The sequence below is a fragment of the Enterobacter sp. SLBN-59 genome (assembly GCF_024807915.1).
Lineage (GTDB): Bacteria > Pseudomonadota > Gammaproteobacteria > Enterobacterales > Enterobacteriaceae > Enterobacter > Enterobacter asburiae_B.
Genome location: NZ_JANUFI010000002.1, coordinates 116,606 through 133,164, shown reverse-complemented (window position 1 = coordinate 133,164; position 16,559 = coordinate 116,606). Strand labels below are relative to the sequence as shown.

At 54.6% G+C, this 16,559-nt stretch carries 23 protein-coding genes; 1 reads left to right on the top strand and 22 read right to left on the bottom strand.

Translation table 11 applies throughout. From position 1 onward, the window contains the following. Positions 1-2: 2 nt before the first annotated feature. The 21 genes from traF to M2422_RS22595 all read right to left on the bottom strand — a co-directional run bounded on the left by traF (position 3) and on the right by M2422_RS22595 (position 14,728). The gene (traF, locus tag M2422_RS22695; RefSeq protein ID WP_259142889.1) at positions 3-785 is read right to left on the bottom strand and encodes a type-F conjugative transfer system pilin assembly protein TraF; all 783 of its coding nucleotides are present in this window, start codon (positions 783-785) and stop codon (positions 3-5) included. Further along, positions 782-2,641, bottom strand: a complete 1,860-nt coding sequence (gene traN, locus M2422_RS22690; RefSeq protein ID WP_259142888.1) for a type-F conjugative transfer system mating-pair stabilization protein TraN — start codon at positions 2,639-2,641, stop codon at positions 782-784. The genes traF and traN overlap by 4 nt, the downstream gene beginning before the upstream one ends. Continuing rightward, complete coding sequence (gene trbC / locus M2422_RS22685; protein WP_259142887.1) at positions 2,638-3,261, bottom strand: type-F conjugative transfer system pilin assembly protein TrbC; 624 nt, start codon at positions 3,259-3,261, stop codon at positions 2,638-2,640. Before trbC ends, traN begins: the two co-directional genes overlap by 4 nt. 10 nt (positions 3,262-3,271) lie before the next feature. Further along, the gene (gene traU, locus M2422_RS22680; protein ID WP_259142886.1) at positions 3,272-4,270 is read right to left on the bottom strand and encodes a conjugal transfer pilus assembly protein TraU; all 999 of its coding nucleotides are present in this window, start codon (positions 4,268-4,270) and stop codon (positions 3,272-3,274) included. Continuing rightward, positions 4,267-4,590, bottom strand: coding sequence for a hypothetical protein (locus M2422_RS22675; RefSeq protein ID WP_259142885.1), 324 nt, complete (start codon positions 4,588-4,590; stop codon positions 4,267-4,269). Before M2422_RS22675 ends, traU begins: the two co-directional genes overlap by 4 nt. A gap of 55 nt (positions 4,591-4,645) precedes the next feature. After that, positions 4,646-4,867, bottom strand: a complete 222-nt coding sequence (locus M2422_RS22670) for a hypothetical protein (protein WP_015572104.1) — start codon at positions 4,865-4,867, stop codon at positions 4,646-4,648. Between the two features lie 103 nt (positions 4,868-4,970). Beyond that, positions 4,971-5,516: a hypothetical protein gene (locus M2422_RS22665; RefSeq protein WP_259142884.1), complete on the bottom strand. Its 546-nt coding sequence runs from the start codon at positions 5,514-5,516 to the stop codon at positions 4,971-4,973. Next, positions 5,507-5,785 carry a hypothetical protein gene (locus M2422_RS22660; protein ID WP_259142883.1) on the bottom strand — a complete coding sequence of 93 codons (279 nt, stop codon included), beginning with the start codon at positions 5,783-5,785 and terminating at the stop codon, positions 5,507-5,509. Before M2422_RS22660 ends, M2422_RS22665 begins: the two co-directional genes overlap by 10 nt. Continuing rightward, positions 5,776-6,168, bottom strand: a complete 393-nt coding sequence (locus M2422_RS22655; protein WP_259142882.1) for a hypothetical protein — start codon at positions 6,166-6,168, stop codon at positions 5,776-5,778. The genes M2422_RS22660 and M2422_RS22655 overlap by 10 nt, the downstream gene beginning before the upstream one ends. After that, on the bottom strand, positions 6,165-6,800 hold the full coding sequence (gene traW / locus M2422_RS22650) for a type-F conjugative transfer system protein TraW (RefSeq protein WP_259142881.1): 636 nt from the start codon (positions 6,798-6,800) through the stop codon (positions 6,165-6,167). The genes M2422_RS22655 and traW overlap by 4 nt, the downstream gene beginning before the upstream one ends. Beyond that, positions 6,797-7,210 (bottom strand): type-F conjugative transfer system protein TrbI, encoded by a 414-nt coding sequence (gene trbI, locus M2422_RS22645; RefSeq protein WP_259142880.1) that lies wholly within the window; start codon positions 7,208-7,210, stop codon positions 6,797-6,799. The genes traW and trbI overlap by 4 nt, the downstream gene beginning before the upstream one ends. Continuing rightward, entirely contained in the window at positions 7,207-9,816 is a 2,610-nt protein-coding gene (traC, locus tag M2422_RS22640; protein WP_259142879.1) for a type IV secretion system protein TraC, read from the bottom strand. The genes trbI and traC overlap by 4 nt, the downstream gene beginning before the upstream one ends. Further along, a complete protein-coding gene (locus M2422_RS22635; RefSeq protein ID WP_206865142.1) occupies positions 9,813-10,067 on the bottom strand; it encodes a hypothetical protein in 255 nt (84 codons plus the stop codon). Before M2422_RS22635 ends, traC begins: the two co-directional genes overlap by 4 nt. Next, positions 10,064-10,603: a type IV conjugative transfer system lipoprotein TraV gene (traV, locus tag M2422_RS22630; RefSeq protein ID WP_259142878.1), complete on the bottom strand. Its 540-nt coding sequence runs from the start codon at positions 10,601-10,603 to the stop codon at positions 10,064-10,066. Before traV ends, M2422_RS22635 begins: the two co-directional genes overlap by 4 nt. 58 nt (positions 10,604-10,661) lie before the next feature. After that, on the bottom strand, positions 10,662-11,057 hold the full coding sequence (locus M2422_RS22625) for a hypothetical protein (RefSeq protein WP_127849905.1): 396 nt from the start codon (positions 11,055-11,057) through the stop codon (positions 10,662-10,664). Between the two features lie 20 nt (positions 11,058-11,077). Then, entirely contained in the window at positions 11,078-11,224 is a 147-nt protein-coding gene (locus tag M2422_RS22620; protein ID WP_161496792.1) for a hypothetical protein, read from the bottom strand. Positions 11,225-11,329: 105 nt separating this feature from the next. Next, complete coding sequence (traB, locus tag M2422_RS22615) at positions 11,330-12,733, bottom strand: F-type conjugal transfer pilus assembly protein TraB (RefSeq protein WP_259142874.1); 1,404 nt, start codon at positions 12,731-12,733, stop codon at positions 11,330-11,332. Beyond that, complete coding sequence (traK, locus tag M2422_RS22610) at positions 12,730-13,470, bottom strand: type-F conjugative transfer system secretin TraK (RefSeq protein WP_045341739.1); 741 nt, start codon at positions 13,468-13,470, stop codon at positions 12,730-12,732. Before traK ends, traB begins: the two co-directional genes overlap by 4 nt. 11 nt (positions 13,471-13,481) lie before the next feature. Next, the gene (locus M2422_RS22605; protein ID WP_045332716.1) at positions 13,482-14,063 is read right to left on the bottom strand and encodes a TraE/TraK family type IV conjugative transfer system protein; all 582 of its coding nucleotides are present in this window, start codon (positions 14,061-14,063) and stop codon (positions 13,482-13,484) included. 5 nt (positions 14,064-14,068) lie between these two features. Then, positions 14,069-14,371, bottom strand: a complete 303-nt coding sequence (traL, locus tag M2422_RS22600; RefSeq protein WP_015572087.1) for a type IV conjugative transfer system protein TraL — start codon at positions 14,369-14,371, stop codon at positions 14,069-14,071. Between the two features lie 3 nt (positions 14,372-14,374). Next, on the bottom strand, positions 14,375-14,728 hold the full coding sequence (locus M2422_RS22595) for a type IV conjugative transfer system pilin TraA (RefSeq protein WP_107112185.1): 354 nt from the start codon (positions 14,726-14,728) through the stop codon (positions 14,375-14,377). Between the two features lie 197 nt (positions 14,729-14,925). Here M2422_RS22595 and M2422_RS22590 point away from each other — a divergent pair, with 197 nt between their 5' ends. After that, positions 14,926-15,567: an Arc family DNA-binding protein gene (locus tag M2422_RS22590; protein ID WP_259142873.1), complete on the top strand. Its 642-nt coding sequence runs from the start codon at positions 14,926-14,928 to the stop codon at positions 15,565-15,567. A gap of 32 nt (positions 15,568-15,599) precedes the next feature. On the opposite strand, the gene M2422_RS22585 is transcribed toward M2422_RS22590, so the two are convergent. Then, a complete protein-coding gene (locus M2422_RS22585; protein ID WP_252063805.1) occupies positions 15,600-15,995 on the bottom strand; it encodes a conjugal transfer protein in 396 nt (131 codons plus the stop codon). Between the last annotated feature and the right edge of the window lie 564 nt (positions 15,996-16,559).

Genomic DNA, 16,559 nt, shown 5'->3' with positions numbered 1-16,559 from the left:
TCTCAGGAATTGGGTTTAAAGCCGGTGGCCACGTTCAGGAATCGTTTTGACAGGTCATCCTGGGTCATGAAGCCATAGGACAGGGCGCGGTAATTCTTGCTGCGCGGGTCAACCAGGAAGAGCGCAGGAAAGTGCGTAATATTCATTGACCGGGATTGCCCCGTATCCGGGCGACTCTGCGGCAGAGAGGCAGCCACCTGACCATCAACCGATACCGGAATAAGCGAAATACCGTTGGTTTTCGCAAAGTCCGCCACCACACCCGCCATCTGCACATCAATCGGGTCACTGCCCCGGTAGAAGTAGAACAGACCGTACTGCTGCGCCAGCTGCTCCACGGCGCTCTGCCTCGTCTGCTGGTCGCGTGTCTGCATAAACGGCGCCATGCTGTTGTAGTGCGGATACTCCAGGTTGTAATCGAGGTCCGGATGTCTCAGCTGCGCCGCTGCAAAGGACTGGCTGAACATCGATGCCCGATCGGTCCAGAACTTCTGCCAGCGCAGGAACGTCGCCGTGTTTTCCCGTGAGGGGAAGAGGATGGCGCGGTTAAGCGCCTCCTGTGTGTACCCTTTCAGCACCCGGGCCTGCTCCATAGGGGACATTTTGCTGAGATCCGGAATCGCCTGCGGTGCAGGCTGTTGTGGCTTTCTGGACTGCTCCGGCGGTTTTTTCGGCTCGTTGTACCAGGACCAGCCGGTGAACGGCTCTGCCGGCGTCACAATTTCCTCGGCCAGCACCGTATGACTCGCCAGCGTCATGAGCAGGCCACAGAGGACACGCTTCATTTACCACCTCCCTGCTGATTCACCTGCGCGGCAATGCGTTCCTTAATCTGCTGGACCTGCGTGCTGGTATCGGGGATTTTCTGGTTCTTCATCAAATCCTCGTAGAAGTCAGAGAAGTTGATTTTGTCGAAGTCGATGCTCTGCAGCTCCGGGACCGTGATCCCCCGGCAGTTCGGACTGTCGCCGCTGCCGAACTTAACGCCCAGCTGGTCGCGACGTCCCTGCTCCTGAATGATGCGGGCAAGCTTGCCGTCAAAGACGCAGTAGACCTGACTTTTCTGGATGCAGGCGCCCAGCACCTGGCGATCGCACCGCTCGCCGACGCTGACGGTAATCTTCTTCGCCTTCGCCTTCCCTATAGCCTTTTCTTCATCATCACATGCGGCCAGCCCGGCGCTTTGTCCCCAGCCAGAGTCTTTGCAGCAGTTTGAGAAACCTGCAAAGGCCTTACGGCAGCGCATGGCTTTCCCCGTGAAGGCTTTAACCTCAATAGTACTGCTGGCGTCTTTTGCATCTTCAGCCGCCGAGGCAAGACCTGCCAGTTTGGCCACAGCCGTATCAAAACCGCTGCTTCCGGCACCATTGGTGTCGTCGCACTCGCCTGACTTACAGATGTAGTCGCCACCGCAAACCAGGCCGCCAGACTGATGTGTGGTCTGACACTGGTAGGTGTAGCTCATATGGGTACACTGCCCGTCGGTCGACTCGGTGCAGGTTGTTCCTGCCGCCGTACAGGACGGATTCGTCATCAGCGTTCCGCAGGTTCCCGTGGAGTCTGACGGTACGACATAGTTATCGGTGTACTCCCAGCAGTCGCTGTAGACGTCATAACTCTGACCATTGTTCACAATGGTTTTATTTCCGCCCGGAGAGGTGCAGGTTGACGTGGTTTTTTGCGCCTTCGACATATCCAGGCCACAGGATGAAGTCCAGTTCACTTCCGGGACAAAAGTGGTCTCGACCGCGTTCATGACGAGGACCAGCGTGAAACCTGACGCGCCGGACTGAAAGTCAGCTATTTGCTCCCGGATATGTTTTCTACAGACATCCTGCTTTCCGCTAACACATCCGGTGCTTTGATAGGAACCGGCAGGTAACGAGCCCCCCTGCGACAACGGTGTCCCCGGAGCGCCCGGCATCTCCCAGTTAAAAGCTTTTCCGACAATCGTCTGACTGACGCCCCACCAGGAGATTTTCCCGGCATTGACATCGCGATCCGCCCAGTAAAAATGCGCGCTGATCACCGGTCCTGATGCCGGCGCTTTAAAACTAAAACTTAAGGAAGTACCGTTATTCGTAAAAACAACATCGCCATTGGCCGCCGTCAGTGTGAAAGTTTTCTGCACTGTCGTGGTGGAAGTATGTCCGCCAGGTGTTGCCGTTCTTGAACAGGCTTCCACCGAGGCCACATCCTTATCGCAGGTATAATTTTCAAAGGTGGTTTTCGATACCGTCACCTCCTTACACTGGTTCGCGGTCCCGTTTAGCACACCGTCTGCACCAGCTTCCGCATTTTTACCGATAGTGATGAAAGGTGCGTTCGGGTCGATTGCGGGCGTCGGGTTCGTTTTTCCGGAGTTGATAACCGACTGCGCTGCGTCATTGCCCTGCAGAGCGGCCTGCCCTTTGTTGGCCAGCCCGCCGTCTCCGCCATCCACACCGCCGTAATACCCTTTCTCCGGTGGGTTAGCGGTATAGCCTGGTATTGCCCCCGTGACAGTATCCGGATTCTTCAGGGCTCCCGTGCCGGCGGAAGCATTGCCCTTGCCAAAGCTCGCTCCCGCCTCAAAGGCAGGATCAGCTGCGCCAGCCAGAAGCGGAAAAAGCATCAGTATCGCTGAAAGTAGATTTTTCATTTTGCGGCCTCCAGAAGATGGCGTGCCGTTGCCGCACAATCACCATTTTCTGCCACTTTTTCGAGAGCCTGCTGCAGGGGCAGACTTCCCCTGATTACGTCATAGTGACCAGAGCAGGTCACCACCAGGGCTGGTACCGTGGTGATGTTGTACTGAGTGAACAACGTTGGATCAATTTGCACGCCGGCGTCCTTGTCCTCCTTACTCAGCTCAAACATTGCCGCCGCAGTCTGCCGCATGTCGTTATTGACCAGGCCGCGCAGCGTTGGCGGAATGTTGTAACGGCGGGCATCCTTCAGCATGGGCAGCAGACCTTCACGTGGAATACCGAGGCTCACAAAGTAAATAGCCGGGAACGTGTCTTTTTCCCCCATCTTGTTGGTCTGGGCTGCGATATCGCCCTGCAGGCGGTTAATCAGGTCCAGTTGCTGCTGCGGCAGGATGGGTGCGGCCGCCGGATGCCCCTGCAGGTCTTCCTTCATCGCTGCCAGCGCATCCTGCTGACCTTTGATCCAGCTATGGTCGGAGACGGAGATATCGGTCTGGGCGCTCGCCAGGGCCAGCGGCGCGAAAGCAATCATGACGCTGATCGTCAGCGCCCGGAGATAAGCGTTTTTCATTGTCATGTCCTTAAAGGAATACGCAGTTACGTTTGCGCCAGAAGAGGTAGCCGAAGTTCTTTTTGGAGGATGGAGAGTTATGCGTTGTGCCCCAGAGCTGCGTGCTGGCCCCGAAGGGATGGCAGTTACCCGGTTCGGGGTACATGTTCACCATCTGGTATCGCCATCGATCTTTCGGGATGATCGGGGATGGGTACTGGTTACAGACCGCGACGTCCGCTCCCACAGAGTTCCATACCAGCCCCTCACGATGCATCTTGAAGGCCATTCGCTCTCCGACCAGCAGAGAGGCCTCGAGCGGAGAAAACTCACCGCTGGTAAAGCCTGTTAGCGGGTAGATAGAACCCTGACTACCTGCGCACCAGAACAGCGGCGACAGGGGAAGGCCAGCTGATGATGCAGCTGCGTCAGCAGCACAGGCCCCCTGAGCGATTAGGTTGCCGAACAGCGCTGCCTCGGGGTTAATCAGCATCGAGAGGGTGCTGTCATTCCAGAGAGGATCAACTTCGGAGAGATAGGCAATATCCATGTCGCCGGTCTGCAGACACCCCAGGCTGGTGATGATGTTCAGCCAGAAAATCAGCGGGTATTTGTACCAGTGAACATGGTAGAACGTGCCGGCAGCGGGCCGGTCACTCTGCCCTGCGGTTCCCGTTCCCGTTCGTCCGAGATCGATTTTAAAGCCGCCCATATTGACCATGACGCCTGGCTCACGCGTTACGTCCACCATCGCCATTGGCTCCCAGAACCCGATGGCCAGACCGATACGATAAAACACACCATATGGACAAATCTGGATCGGCGAAGCCGGGTTGTTGGTATCCTTTTGTGGGCCGGCGGCCAGCTGAATATTGCCGAGCGTCATCGGAAACAGACACTTCCAGCAGACATCGCTTATCGGGTTAACCCAGCGGCCATCACCCGCGTTGCTGGCGGCGGCCGTTGCCTGAGCTGGCATCCAGGACAGCAGGACCAGCATCACGCCGGCAAGCCATGAGAAACGCTTCATTTCACCTCCCGCAGCCACACACAGACCGGACCGTCCTCAGTGTCATGAATGGAGCCAATGAACCAGCCATCGCCCTCTGGCGCGGAAGGGAGCCAGTCACTGATGTTTTGTTTCCCCTTTTCCCAGTCGGCGATCACCTGGGGAGGCGCGTCGTTTTCCATCCAGCGGGTGGCACAGGTCAGATTGTGCTGGCGCATCCAGTCGCCAAATTCAGTCTGTGTGACCTCATCACTGGCCGGTGCAAAATAATGAGGGTGCGTCCAGAAGCCATTGCGGTCACGGGTAACCGTCACCGGCCTGACAGATTCAGGGTGAGTCATGGGGTATCTCCGGGAGTGCCGCAGCCACCGGACGGCGGGAGGGCTTAAGAAATGGTCAGTGGTTTTTGGCTTTATCAGCCGCTTTCATAATGATGGCCAGGCGTTGTTCCTGGCTCATTTCGTACAAGGCAAGAATGGCTCCGCGCAGCACGTGAGAGGGTTTGTACAACGGGTTATCGTTGAGGATTTCATCCAGCTGTCGGGCCGAACCCTCATCGTGACGTACTGACGAGATGGTGACATTCCGGCCCTTTTCAGTATCAGGGTCTTTTTTCATGGCGTTACCTGGTCGGGGGTTAATCGGAAACCGGGATGGCATTCAGGCTGAGGCGGAGCGAAACGCAGTGAACACCGAACATCCTGAATGGCAGCGCGGTTGATCACAGGCTGTTTTCCGGTCTGGTGATGTACCAGCCAATGCGCTCACTGCCACGTATGAGTATGCTGAGCCACGAGCCGGCGTATCCATCGTTCACTGCCGCATCTTCGTTGTCCTGCATCGCCTGCTCAGATACTCTCGGCGACGTATAGTTCTGGCGCGCCCGGAAAATCCGGCGGCTGATTTGTTGCCGATCAGCCTCTGGAATCGTCACGCGCAGTGATTCATCTCGTGTCAGTGCATAGCCCGCCTCAGTCAGGCCTTTTTCCAGCTCTGCGAGCAATACCTGGTAGTATTCCCGGTTAGCAAAGGCGTGCACCGCATCGGCATGTCGGGCACCGCCAAATTGTGCGAGGGGGACGGGTATTCCCGGCCTGCTCTCCCGCGCCAGACGTTCACGCCTTGCATCTGCAAAATGCTGAACAACTAGCCAGCCAATAAGCAGAGCAACCACAGCAAGAACCCCGGCCATGCCCTCAGTATCGCGCAAGCAGGTGAGCATCCCCTGCAGCCCCTGAGGGCCGGTGAAGCAGCTGATTAACGCCATGCGTTCATCTCCTCCATTCTGTTGCGGATAAGCCTGACGAGGTACAGGGGAAACGCCTCATCACGTTTTTCCGGCACTATCGTCTGAAGCTGGTTCTCCACGCACCACTGATGCCAGGCACCGGCGATCAGCGCCGGTTGCCATGATGCGATTTCAGGGTACAGCTGACAGAGTTGTTTCACGGCTTCGTCACAGCCTTTGGTATCACCATTGTGTACTGTCATGTGCTGAGACACTGACGGCGCAGCGGTATTGTGTATCAGTGACATTCGGCGTTCTCCTGCCCTTCACCTGCAAACAACCTGTCGAGACGCTCGGAAAGTGACAGCGTCTGGCCCTTTTTACGTTTCGCGCAGTCCTCGGCCCGCATGTTCTCCAGTAAGAGGTGAATGATGTAGTCCGGGAAACGCTCATCACGTTTCGACGGCTCCTGGCTGTCCTGCTGGTTCTGCTCACACCAGTGGAGCCAGGCTTTGGTCACCAGTACCGGATGCCAGGAGTCAATTTCGGGGTACAGCGTCTTCAGCCGTTCTGCTGTTCCCATGCGAGGAGTTATCTCAGCGGGTTTACGCGGTTTTCTGGCGTAACGGCGATGGGATGTGACCGCCTGACGCATTTCGGGAAACAGGTCACCTAACGTTGTTGCACTCATTTTTTTGCTCCTGATACCGGAATTTCTTCCACTTTCATCACGCGGCCATCGCGCGATATCTGCACGGGGATGTGTTCAAAACCGAATTTACGGGTCAGTACGCCAGACTGGTCGAAGTAGATACGTTCATTAAGCGCATCACTGGTTTCTTTGATGTTGCCGTTCACCAGGATGACCTTCACGCTGGTCTGACCGGCGAGCTGCTGTCGGGTCCAGTTCACCTGCTCCTTATCATCGCCGTCGATAAAAAAGAGCACCTGGTTGAAAGGCACCTTATCCAGAGGATTGACAGTATCGCCCTTCCGGGCGATCACGTTGCCCTGCATGTCAGTGATCGTTTCCTTCACGGTAAATGTCGGGTCCCAGGCAAAGCTGCGGTATTCCTTCGCTTTCGTGAGCCCTTCCACTGGCGTCGGACGTACCGCATGCTCCTTCACTCTATCCGTTGCCTCTTTGCGCAGGCGGTCAAGTTCGCCCGTCTGCTCCATACCCTTCAGGCGATTCTGGATAAACGCCAGCATGTCCTGCTCTGCAGGCTCGAAGACGTTGCCCCAGGTTCCGAGATCTTTCGCTCCGCTGCCAGCGGAGAGCATCATCAGCAACATCCCCATCAGCTTCAGTCGTCTTTTCACTGGCCCCCCTGAGTGCGGCGCGCAATGTCAGCACGGATCTCATTAGTGATATCCCGCTGGTCGCTCATCACCGCCGGTTTAACCAGAATGATGGCGTTATGTGAGGCCTGCCATTCACCGAGACTGTCTGACAGTGCGGAATTGAAACGCGTTGTCAGCACCCTGGCTTTGTCTTCATCGAGTTGCAGCTGCGCGGACTGCTGCATAAACAGGTCGACTGTCCCCTTCATATCGAAGACCACCACCTCCGGGGTGACGGCTTTCGCCGTCACATATGCCATACCTGTCATGGCCAGCAATCCTGCCAGCCCCAGCATGCTGGCTTTAACCCAGCGGGATGTTTTGCTGGCGATAGTTGCACCATCGTTGACGGTATCGACGTCATACGGCTTGTCCTGTTGTTCACTCATGCTGCTTTCACCCATTCTTCAAGTTCACGAAGTTCATTGCCGAATTTCTTCTCCGCCAGCAGATATGCAGCTTCTTCCGCAGTGGCCCCGGCTTCTCTCTGCAATTTCTGCATGAAGGCAAAGTCCTCACCACGCGAGCTGAACATGGCGCGTGTGACGGGGTCGACGAACAGACGGTGGAAGGAGCTGTATTCGCCGGCGTTTATCAGCAGGGAGCTGTAGCCGGTCTGCAAGGCTGGCTGGAAGCCACGGATAACTTCTTTTTCCATGTCCGAGAACTGATCCGGGTTATCGGCAAGGTACTGTTTAAACGCCTTAGCATCCTGCAGCAGGGTGATTTTAGTGGAGCTGTTGTTCCAGGCGGCTTCCGCTTCCTTACTGGCGCTGAAGTCCTTGATGCCCTGGGTGATAGTGATAAACGCGCCACGGTGACGACGCACGGTTCGGTAGCCGGTTTCGATAAACCGTGCCGCGTGCGGGTTGGAACCACCCAGCAGACGCCAGGCCTCGTCGATGATGCAGACTTTTTTTAGGTCGCGCGGACTGTGGTACATCTTTTCCTGAATCGCCAGAATGAGCGAGAACAGGATCGAGGAGAGCAGCTTCGGCTTGTCTTCCAGACTCAGCAGCTCCAGTACCGCGAAGCGGGTTTCACCATCGAGCGTAGGGGTGTCGGCGTTAAAGTATTCTCCGTCCGGCCCCCAGGTGCAGTAGGTATCGAGCAGCATGGCCAGCTCAGCAAGGCGCGAGATGATGGTCGGCTTGTCTGCAAACGCCTGATTCACATCCTCGTTAGTCAGGTAATTATGGACGTCGTCGATACGGGCTTTGTTTGCCTTTTTCTCCCACGCATCCATTACCGCTTTCTGCAGGATCGCCTCGCAGACGCCATCAAGCGGCTGCGTCGGGCTGGCAAGTACCGTCAGCAGACGTACAATCCCTTCAGCAGAGTGCTTGATGTCTTTGACGTTGGCGAACGGGTTAAAGCGCAGTTTAGAGCCATCGAGATAAACCCCACCGGCCTGATGACAGTAGTTTTTGTAGCTGTCCCCCATGTCAATAACCCAGCCGTAACCGCCGGCGTTTAGTACATCGCGCAGCACCCCCTGTATCAGAAACGATTTACCTGCCCCTGACGTCCCGGTAACCGCGATGTTGAAGTTGGTACTACCATTCTCCTCGCCAAACATGTCGTAGAAAGCGACCTGGTTGCGGTAGGTCGGCAGCGGCATACCTACATTCGACAACTGGCGTTCGGCTACGACCGGCATCAGGCTCACCGCGTTCCATGACTTGGCGCGCAGCGTCGCGCCTGTTGTTTTCAGGTCTTCCCACATCCCTTCCTGCATGACGAACGGGAAGCCGGCCAGCCAGTTACGCATCTGCTGGTACTGTATCGTTACCATCTCCAGCTCGTTCTTGCGGAACACGTTCACGGCGGCCAGCTCACAGGCCTGTGCATCAGTAGTGTTGTCCGGCGCGAACAGGGTCAGGTTAAAGTACGTGTTGCAGAGTGCAATTTCGTTATTGTTCAGTTGCTCACGGGTACGTCGCCATTCTTCTGCGGCCCTTTTGGTGCCGGGAAAAAGTGCGGCGTAGGCTGAGTTGGCCTTTTTGGACAAATCGGTATCTTTACGAAATGCCTCACTCTGGCTTTTCGTCTGCTCCTCCAGCTCCGTCGTCCAGGTCAGCATAAAGGGACAGGGTATTCCGAGGTCAGGAAAGCGCAGGTTCTGCAGATTGTCAGCCCCCTGCCACAGGGCGAAGCGTTTAGGCGTTTTAGCAAGCTGCATGTTGATGATGCGGCATGCCGATGCCGGCAACCGTGTCCCGCGCGCGTCGATGGTCTCGGGCAACGTCATCCGGAGATGCGACGGATAGACATCAAGCCCTATCCCCTGATCAACCACCTGGCGGTTCAGCTTTTCATCCTCGTTGTAGTCGCCGGAGGACGTCAGCACCTGTTCCTGGCGGTAGTTCATCTGCTCGCGGACCGCAGACAGGAAGCCGTTCACATCGACGTTCACGCTGTCGATGCGCGCAGCGCCCAGGGAGACGCGGATGGTGTTGCGGATCTGAATCAGGTCATCAATCACCCGTTGTGTCTGGGAAGCGCGCTTCAGCGGCTGACCATAGACAAGAAAGATACGGTAGTTACGCAGGTAAAGCGGGTAATCGCGTTCGTTGGCCAGACCGTGCAGCGCAGAGCGCTGCCAGAACGCGCGGGTGATTTTATTGAGGTGATCGGCCATCCCTCCTTTCCACATGTCGTTACTCACACCGCGATCGATACGTTCCCCGACACACTTGCTGGCGAGCATGATGATGGTGACAGGAGTCTGGCGGGGCAGTTTTTTGCGCAGCATGTCATCGAGCGCGGCCATCACCTGTTCGTTCGCGCCAGGCAGCGGGGCGGCTTCCATGATGAAGCCTGCAGAGCCGGCGTTGACGAAAATCTCATTGATGTCGTCGTAATACCGGTACGGCAGTGCCGCAACCAGGGACGGGTAGCCCCATGTCTGGGAAAGATTCTCGCGGGCAGTGGCGGCACCGTCTTCCTCTTTCCCGTTTTTCAGCATATCCATCAGGTTGTCGACAAAACTCATTTTCGACCCTCCGCAGCGGCCCGAATTAACTCCAGGCGACGCAGTTTCTCTTCGTTCATCTGCCCGGTGTGCGGTGCATCACCGGCAGTTTTAATCTGCCAGTCACAGCTCACGCTCAGAACGGCCAGCGTTTCATCGTCGGTATCGACTGACTGTGTGGCAGTGATTTGCGCCGTTCCTTTCCGCGTATAAGTGAAAGATTTCACCAGATGATCGACGCCGTTCTGGCCGGAAACGTAGTGGCTGCTCATTCCCCACCCTCCCCGATAACGCGGTAACTCTCATCCCAGTGAGATTTGTTCTTCACGAACTCGACCACTGCCGGCTGATGGAAGTTGTCGTCCGTGTCCACCCAAGGGGCAATCCACAGGCGCTGCGTGGCGTCAGGAATACGCTGAACCGGAACGCGGCCCGCCGTGTTAACCGGCACGGGGGTCGCATGACTCGGCGTGGCCAGCGGCGTGACCAGTGAGCCGGATGTTTTCGCGGGCGCAGTGGTCAGAGGCCTGGCGGCGGTGGTTCCGGTTGCTGCGGCGGAAACAGGACGGAAGGGATTCACGACCGGTGCTGAATTGCGCAGTGCCGGCAGGGTTTCACCCGCAGGCTTTTTTGCGGTTTTCTCTGCCGTCAGGTCATCCAGACTTTTACCCTGAGCGGCCAGCTTGTTGGCCTCACCGGTAGTCAGGCACTGGTCGGTTGCGGTCTTGTTGCAGTCGAAATCAGAATTGAGACCGGCGCAGCCGGTCAGTGCGCTGCACAGCAGTGCAGCACCCAGTAGTTTTTTCATGGGGTAACTCCGGTTTTGATTTAAGGGGTATTCAGGGAGGGGTAATACTCAATTTCGATTATTTGCAGTTGCACTGAAGCACAGTAAAAACCAGCTGCACAGCAAGGCTGGCAAACACGCCGGCATAAAACATGTCCAGCGACAGAAAGTTCAGGTTCATCTGGATGAAGCCATAAACAATGGCCGCGATCAGCATTCCTCCCCACGGAACGACTGAACCATACATAAAGTACCAGTCATCGCGTTTGTTAAAGAAAACGCAGCTAAAGTATACGAGGAACACGCTTAAGAGCAGGGAGACTCGCCAGGGGCCCCAGCCCATATCACCCACGCCTTTAAGATTGAGCACTGCCCACACAGTCAGTTCGATAGTGAATACCAGTGCAGGAGTGAGGATATGGCGATAATCATGCAGGATTTTGAGTAATGGATAGCGTGCCATGTTGGCAGACATAAACACTCCAGTGAAATGAATTACAGGAAGACGTTGATGACATTAGCAAGTGCGCCCATGGTCATCAGGGTGGCTACCACACTGAGTGCGCCGGCATCGTAGTAAACAGATGCACCGGTTGCTCCAGCAGTTATTATCAGCAGTGCAATTGCTGCATTACGCTTCATTTCTTCTCTCCGATTTCTTAATCAACGGTTCACATCCTTTGCTTTGTAGTTCTGGCCTGCCCCCCCTGCGCTGTTGTTTTACGTACAAACATCTGCATTTCCTCTTCAGTTAATGGTGTCGCCGAGACGCAGTTGACTGGCCTGGCGGAGAACGTCATCCGGGTTGATGTTGCCGACTGAGGTGGTGCTGGATGCCGTGGTCTGGCTCGCCGGCTGAGGAGTCGCGGCGTTCTGCGCGGCGTTGCCGGCTTTCTGTAGTTCCTCTTTCGCTTTCGCGTCCTCGGCGTCCTCGATAGTTTCAAGGCGGAAGCCCTTCTGGAATACAACGGTCACCTGGTTGCCGGCACCAATATCAATTACCGGGTGGTACTGCTCAGCGCGCTTAATCCAGTACTGGCTCAGCGTTTCAGCGGCCTTATTAGCCCCGCCGCCAAAGCCCTGCTTAAACACATCAGCTGCACCAACATCAGCCGTGGCACCGATACCTACTGATGGCGTAGCGGCAGATTTGATACCTTCGCCAAAGCCTGACAGAAGGCCTGCTGCACCGGCGTAGCCGACAATCATGCCGTTTCGCATGACCGGCTTGCCGCGAATGCCGCCTTTACCCTGGAAGCTGACATGCCCCTGAAACTCCATGTCTACGTGCTTGCCGTTTTTAAGGATGCAGCTGATGGACTGAGTGCGGACGTTTCCGCGCTCGCTGGAGATATCGCCCCACATCTCACCCACAATAAAGCAGCCGTCAGCGTTGAACTCCTTGTTGTTGGGCATCTGAATGTTGCCCTGCAGGCGGATGGTCACAGGGCTGGTATTCTGCTGACCGGTGACGCTGGCGTTCGCGTCGGCACCTTCAATCAGAACAGCATCAGAGAATGAGCCGGAAGGAATCCAGGGGAGTTTGGTTGGCTTTTTCATCAGGCTGTCGTATTTGAACTTTGTTGTCGACAGGCCGCCTGTCATCCTCTGGCCAGAGCCGCCCGGATAGAACGCTGCGCCCTGCCCCATGTTGACACCAGTGGCGGCCGGTGCTCCTGTGGAGGTGACAGTGTATTCGGGAGGTCGGGCCTGACCGGCAGCAACGGGACCGGGGAGTGGTGTTCCGTTCTGGCCGGCAGGTGGTGTCTGCTGGCCAGTGGTCGTGTTGCTGCCGGGGGCTTTCGTTAGCTGGTCATTCAGGCGCTGAATTTCTTCATCCTTTTTGGCCAGTTGTTGCTCGGTGGTGAGCTTGTTCTGTGCAAACTGCTGGGTGAGCGTGGCGAGCTTGTCCTCAAGTGCGGAGGTCTTGGCCTGCTGCTGTGCCAGTGCGGCATCATTAACCTGCTGGTTAAACGCTGCCGTGACCACGCCAGTCATGTTTGGGGTGGCGACCGGTGCGGGGTATTTCTGTTCCTGCTGATGTTGCCCGTACCAGATAACGCCGCTCGTGGCGGCGGCGCCTCCCACGATAACGGCAGCAAGAATGGCCAGCTGTTTGCGCCGGGTTTTCAGGTTTTTATTCAGACTCATGGGCGGGTGTCTCCGTCATCTGAAAACACAATCCAGGCGTAGCCTTCGCCACCGGCATAAAGCTGGTTCTGCGACAGCATCACGGCCCGGACGCCCTTGCGCCAGAAATCGCGCTCGCGCAGGCTGCGGGTTATGCTGCCCGGGTTGCTCATCCGGAAGCGCACAACGCGCAGGTGGTTACCCACAAACTGGCGTTCCGGTGTCAGGCGTACATCACTGGCGGGTGTGTATGCAGGCATGCGGCTGACCGGATACTCCTGGTAGTCGTCCGGCACCTGACCGTTGACTACGGCGCGGGACAGTGCGACCAGTGTTTTTTCGTAGGTCTGCCCTTCTTCCCATGCCTTCGCATCGTCGTTCTTGCGAAGTGGTGGTGACATTGGGGTGAAGCGCAGTGTTTTGCCGTTACCCGGCTGTGGCCTGATGTTAAGGCTCAGGGATGAGCCGCGGTCGGTCTGAATAAACAGCGTGAAGTTCTGGCTGACAAGTGGAGACAGAATAAGTGCTCCGTCGTCGGTCTGGCTCTGGTCATAGGCACCGGTTGGTCCGCTGATGCTGGTAATGAGTTCTCCGTCGACAACAACCTTGCTCGGGTTGGTGTTGCTGAGAGTGACGTTAAAGGCGGCGTCGTTCTCAAACGGAATGGCTGCGGGTGCGGAAGCGGCCCGGAGGCCGCTGTTAAATAATCCCGCTGCCAGAAACACAGCAGCAGCTGCCGGTGAAATACGAAATTTCATGGGCAGTCCTGTCAGTTGGTGGTGGATACCGGCTGGAGTTCTTCGAAGCTGTGGAGGTTAATCACACCGTTCTCATAACTCAGTTTCAGGCGGTAGGTTTTTTCCTGGTCTTTCATTGGCGTGATGATTACGCCGTTAGTGGTGGAGGACTTCAGAACCCCGCTGTACTGCACGGAGCCATCATCCATGACGCGAATTTCTTTCGTGTCGAACTGGGTGGAAATGCCCGCTTTCCTGATGCGTTCAGCTTCAATGTCCAGAGCTTTCTTGAGTTCGTCCCGTTCGTCGGAAGGGACGAATCCAAGAATCATTTTCTGGTTGGTGTCGATGTTTTCCGGGGTGACGTTCAGTCGCCAGTAAATAAAGGAGGCGGCGAATTGCGTCAGGCCTGGGGCATCGACACCTTTTGAATCTGATGCGAAGGGGCGATTAAATGTTAATGGTGTGGTAATGGTTTTCTGGGTGGTGGCAAAATACCATGCAAGCGAACCTGTCAGTACGTTACCGGCCCCCATAAGTAAAGTTAAAGCTGAAAGACCAATAAACGCATAGCGGAGTTGTTTATCGCGCTCTCCTTTAATATTCAGTTTCATGAAAACTATGCCCTCCAGTGCCGGAAACTAGAATCAGGTATCTGGCGAAAGGTTACTTTGAATAAAAGTGATGGCAGGTGCCAGTAACAGAAATTAAGTAACCAGTACGACCCCTGCCCTTTTTTCAGATATCTGACGATGAACCAGAGGATTCCCGCTATAACGCCAAGTTCAACTGACAGGTTGTTAAGCACCCCCAGAACAATAAGGGGTGCGGTAACAATTAACTCATCAATTGGCAAACCTAAATAGCGGTCCTGCTGGTTCATTGTTTCCGGGAAGTTGTATTTATCCTCCTCCCCGCTCATCGTTTAACTCGCGATGCCGAAGGCTACACGGGTAAAGATGATTGCCATTACGATACCGACGAATACCAACGGTGAGCGGGCCTTGATGTAAATAAACAGGCCCATGATGATTTCGGCAATGTAAAACCATTTAATCAATGAAGAGCCAGAACCGAAGGTGGAATTAACCGTGGTGTTCTGTGAGGAAAGAAGGTCGGTGCCGCCAGCGAATGCCGGGTGAGTGACCATAAGTGCAATTAAAAAAGCGCCTGCTGACTTTAAGTAAAATTTAGCTTTGCGATTTTCGCGTGCTTTGCGGAATAAAGACGCTACCGCCCATCCCTTACCGACGTTAAGGGCACTGCCTTTGGTTAACATGTTTGTTTTCTCCGAAGTAAACAAAAGTGAATCGCGTAAGTGCTTGTTTACGCGGGCGCAATTGTCCCATGACCCTAAAAAAAAAAAAACTGTGACGCATGCCACACTTTTTGGAATCATTCAGATTTATCCGAATATGTAAGTGAGTAGGCTTTGTTGACCAGTAAGTTCGGAAATGGCCTCCGGGATCTATAGCTATGAAAGTTAAAGAGAAAATGTGGGGTGGTCGCGGCCGTCCGCGTAAGTTCCAGCCAGGTGAAGCGGTGGAGTGGCGATTGCGTGCTCCGGATAATTTGCTTATGGAGCTGAGAATATGTGCCAGAGCTGGCAACAGGAGTGTGAATGAGGAAATTATTGCCAGGCTTTTATTGTCGCTAAATTATCAGCCGGGTAAGCCAGTCATTAAAACTGCGGAGGGTGAGCGGCTCATAGCGCTAGCGGTAAGATTCGAGGAGTGGCTTGGAAAATTACTTGATAGTGAATCCGCTGAAGTTGTGGCTGAAGTTAAAACCCCACTCAAGCAGGAACAATTGTGGATGTGGCGTGAGGGTGAGCGGATTTTGCTTCCGGGGAAAACAACCGGATATAGCATGCGTATTCCCGAGAATCTTGCTGATGAAATCAGGGCAATGGCGAAGGTGCATAACCGTAGTCTGAATGACGAAATGCTCACCCGCCTGATGAATACGCTGGGTTATTTTACGGAAAGGTTGCTTGACCAGAACGAGGATGCTCAGGCACTTAAAGTTCTCTGTATGGAGTTTGAAGTTTTCCTGAAGGAAAAAATAAGAGAGGTGGAAAAAGGTGACCTCCCCTGGGATGAAAAATCGTCTCAGTGATCGATGTGGGCCGGGGTTTCCGGCTCGCAGATTTATTCCTTTTCGTTGATGAAGTGCCTTGCTTCCGCTTCGTTCTCGGCTGTATTTATGCCGCTAATAATCATATCGAGCGTATCTTCCAGGCTGCCCTCGCCGTCTTTTCCTGTCATTTTTAAATACATTTCAGCGAGTAGTGTTGCAATGAGAACTGTGCCTTCACGTGAGCCGGCTGCTTTTCTTATGAGGTCTCTGCGATATCCTTCAATATCAAACTGTTTGCCATCCTCGCCATCGCGCTTATAAACAAGAAGTCCAAGCCTGATTAATTCGTTGCAGGTAGCTGATATGTTTGCTTCTCCAGCATTAGCGCCGTTTTGCAGGTCTTGTTGAACGATATCACGAACTTCGCGTTCAATTTTATCTTTAAGGTAGATGCCGACTCTTCCCATGTTTCTTACCTGTTTTAAGTTAGTGTCGGAACCGACACTACATATAGCCTGTTGGTGGATTATCAGATTGCTGCGCAAAGGTGCAATGGATTGATACTGCTGTGAATTTACGCTCTATACAGTAGTACAATCCAGCACCAGGATGTGCGACAGTGTGACACTGTGCGATATATAATTCAATGGAATTAAAGCATATCTACAAGTGTACGATACATGTGTGACATACCGACACTAACAGGTATCAGGATTATACGATAGTGTAGTGTCGGTATGTGCGACATTTAACGGTCTTAATCCAACAACGCGCAAAATTCTTACGGGCATCCAACTGAAATTAAAAGAAAAATCTGCAAGACGAAGTCTTGCGTGGGGTGTGATGTTTTAAAGGGTTAGTAAAAAGCGGCATGTTAATACCGCCTACTGCTCTGACATGTTTATTTCGGACAGGTGTTAAATCCCATCAGGAGAGCGCTCACGCGCGTTTGTAGTGAATTTACTTGATTACGACGATCCGCCGGGGTATTTTTTAAAGCGCGTCTCCAGAGCCCGTTTATTCCGCTAAAA

Coding starts and splice junctions, on each gene's coding strand:
- traV (WP_259142878.1), bottom strand. CDS start 10,603: ATGAAAAAACTACTGGGTGCTGCACTGCTGTGCAGCGCACTGACCGGC.
- traL (WP_015572087.1), bottom strand. CDS start 14,371: ATGAGCGGGGAGGAGGATAAATACAACTTCCCGGAAACAATGAACCAG.
- M2422_RS22665 (WP_259142884.1), bottom strand. CDS start 5,516: ATGGCGTTAATCAGCTGCTTCACCGGCCCTCAGGGGCTGCAGGGGATG.
- M2422_RS22605 (WP_045332716.1), bottom strand. CDS start 14,063: ATGAAACTGAATATTAAAGGAGAGCGCGATAAACAACTCCGCTATGCG.
- M2422_RS22655 (WP_259142882.1), bottom strand. CDS start 6,168: ATGAGTGCAACAACGTTAGGTGACCTGTTTCCCGAAATGCGTCAGGCG.
- M2422_RS22585 (WP_252063805.1), bottom strand. CDS start 15,995: ATGGGAAGAGTCGGCATCTACCTTAAAGATAAAATTGAACGCGAAGTT.
- M2422_RS22635 (WP_206865142.1), bottom strand. CDS start 10,067: ATGAGCAGCCACTACGTTTCCGGCCAGAACGGCGTCGATCATCTGGTG.
- M2422_RS22670 (WP_015572104.1), bottom strand. CDS start 4,867: ATGAAAAAAGACCCTGATACTGAAAAGGGCCGGAATGTCACCATCTCG.
- M2422_RS22675 (WP_259142885.1), bottom strand. CDS start 4,590: ATGACTCACCCTGAATCTGTCAGGCCGGTGACGGTTACCCGTGACCGC.
- M2422_RS22595 (WP_107112185.1), bottom strand. CDS start 14,728: ATGTTAACCAAAGGCAGTGCCCTTAACGTCGGTAAGGGATGGGCGGTA.
- traC (WP_259142879.1), bottom strand. CDS start 9,816: ATGAGTTTTGTCGACAACCTGATGGATATGCTGAAAAACGGGAAAGAG.
- traB (WP_259142874.1), bottom strand. CDS start 12,733: ATGAGTCTGAATAAAAACCTGAAAACCCGGCGCAAACAGCTGGCCATT.
- M2422_RS22660 (WP_259142883.1), bottom strand. CDS start 5,785: ATGTCACTGATACACAATACCGCTGCGCCGTCAGTGTCTCAGCACATG.
- traF (WP_259142889.1), bottom strand. CDS start 785: ATGAAGCGTGTCCTCTGTGGCCTGCTCATGACGCTGGCGAGTCATACG.
- trbC (WP_259142887.1), bottom strand. CDS start 3,261: ATGAAAAACGCTTATCTCCGGGCGCTGACGATCAGCGTCATGATTGCT.
- M2422_RS22590 (WP_259142873.1), top strand. CDS start 14,926: ATGAAAGTTAAAGAGAAAATGTGGGGTGGTCGCGGCCGTCCGCGTAAG.
- M2422_RS22620 (WP_161496792.1), bottom strand. CDS start 11,224: ATGAAGCGTAATGCAGCAATTGCACTGCTGATAATAACTGCTGGAGCA.
- traN (WP_259142888.1), bottom strand. CDS start 2,641: ATGAAAAATCTACTTTCAGCGATACTGATGCTTTTTCCGCTTCTGGCT.
- traK (WP_045341739.1), bottom strand. CDS start 13,470: ATGAAATTTCGTATTTCACCGGCAGCTGCTGCTGTGTTTCTGGCAGCG.
- M2422_RS22625 (WP_127849905.1), bottom strand. CDS start 11,057: ATGTCTGCCAACATGGCACGCTATCCATTACTCAAAATCCTGCATGAT.
- traU (WP_259142886.1), bottom strand. CDS start 4,270: ATGAAGCGTTTCTCATGGCTTGCCGGCGTGATGCTGGTCCTGCTGTCC.
- trbI (WP_259142880.1), bottom strand. CDS start 7,210: ATGAGTGAACAACAGGACAAGCCGTATGACGTCGATACCGTCAACGAT.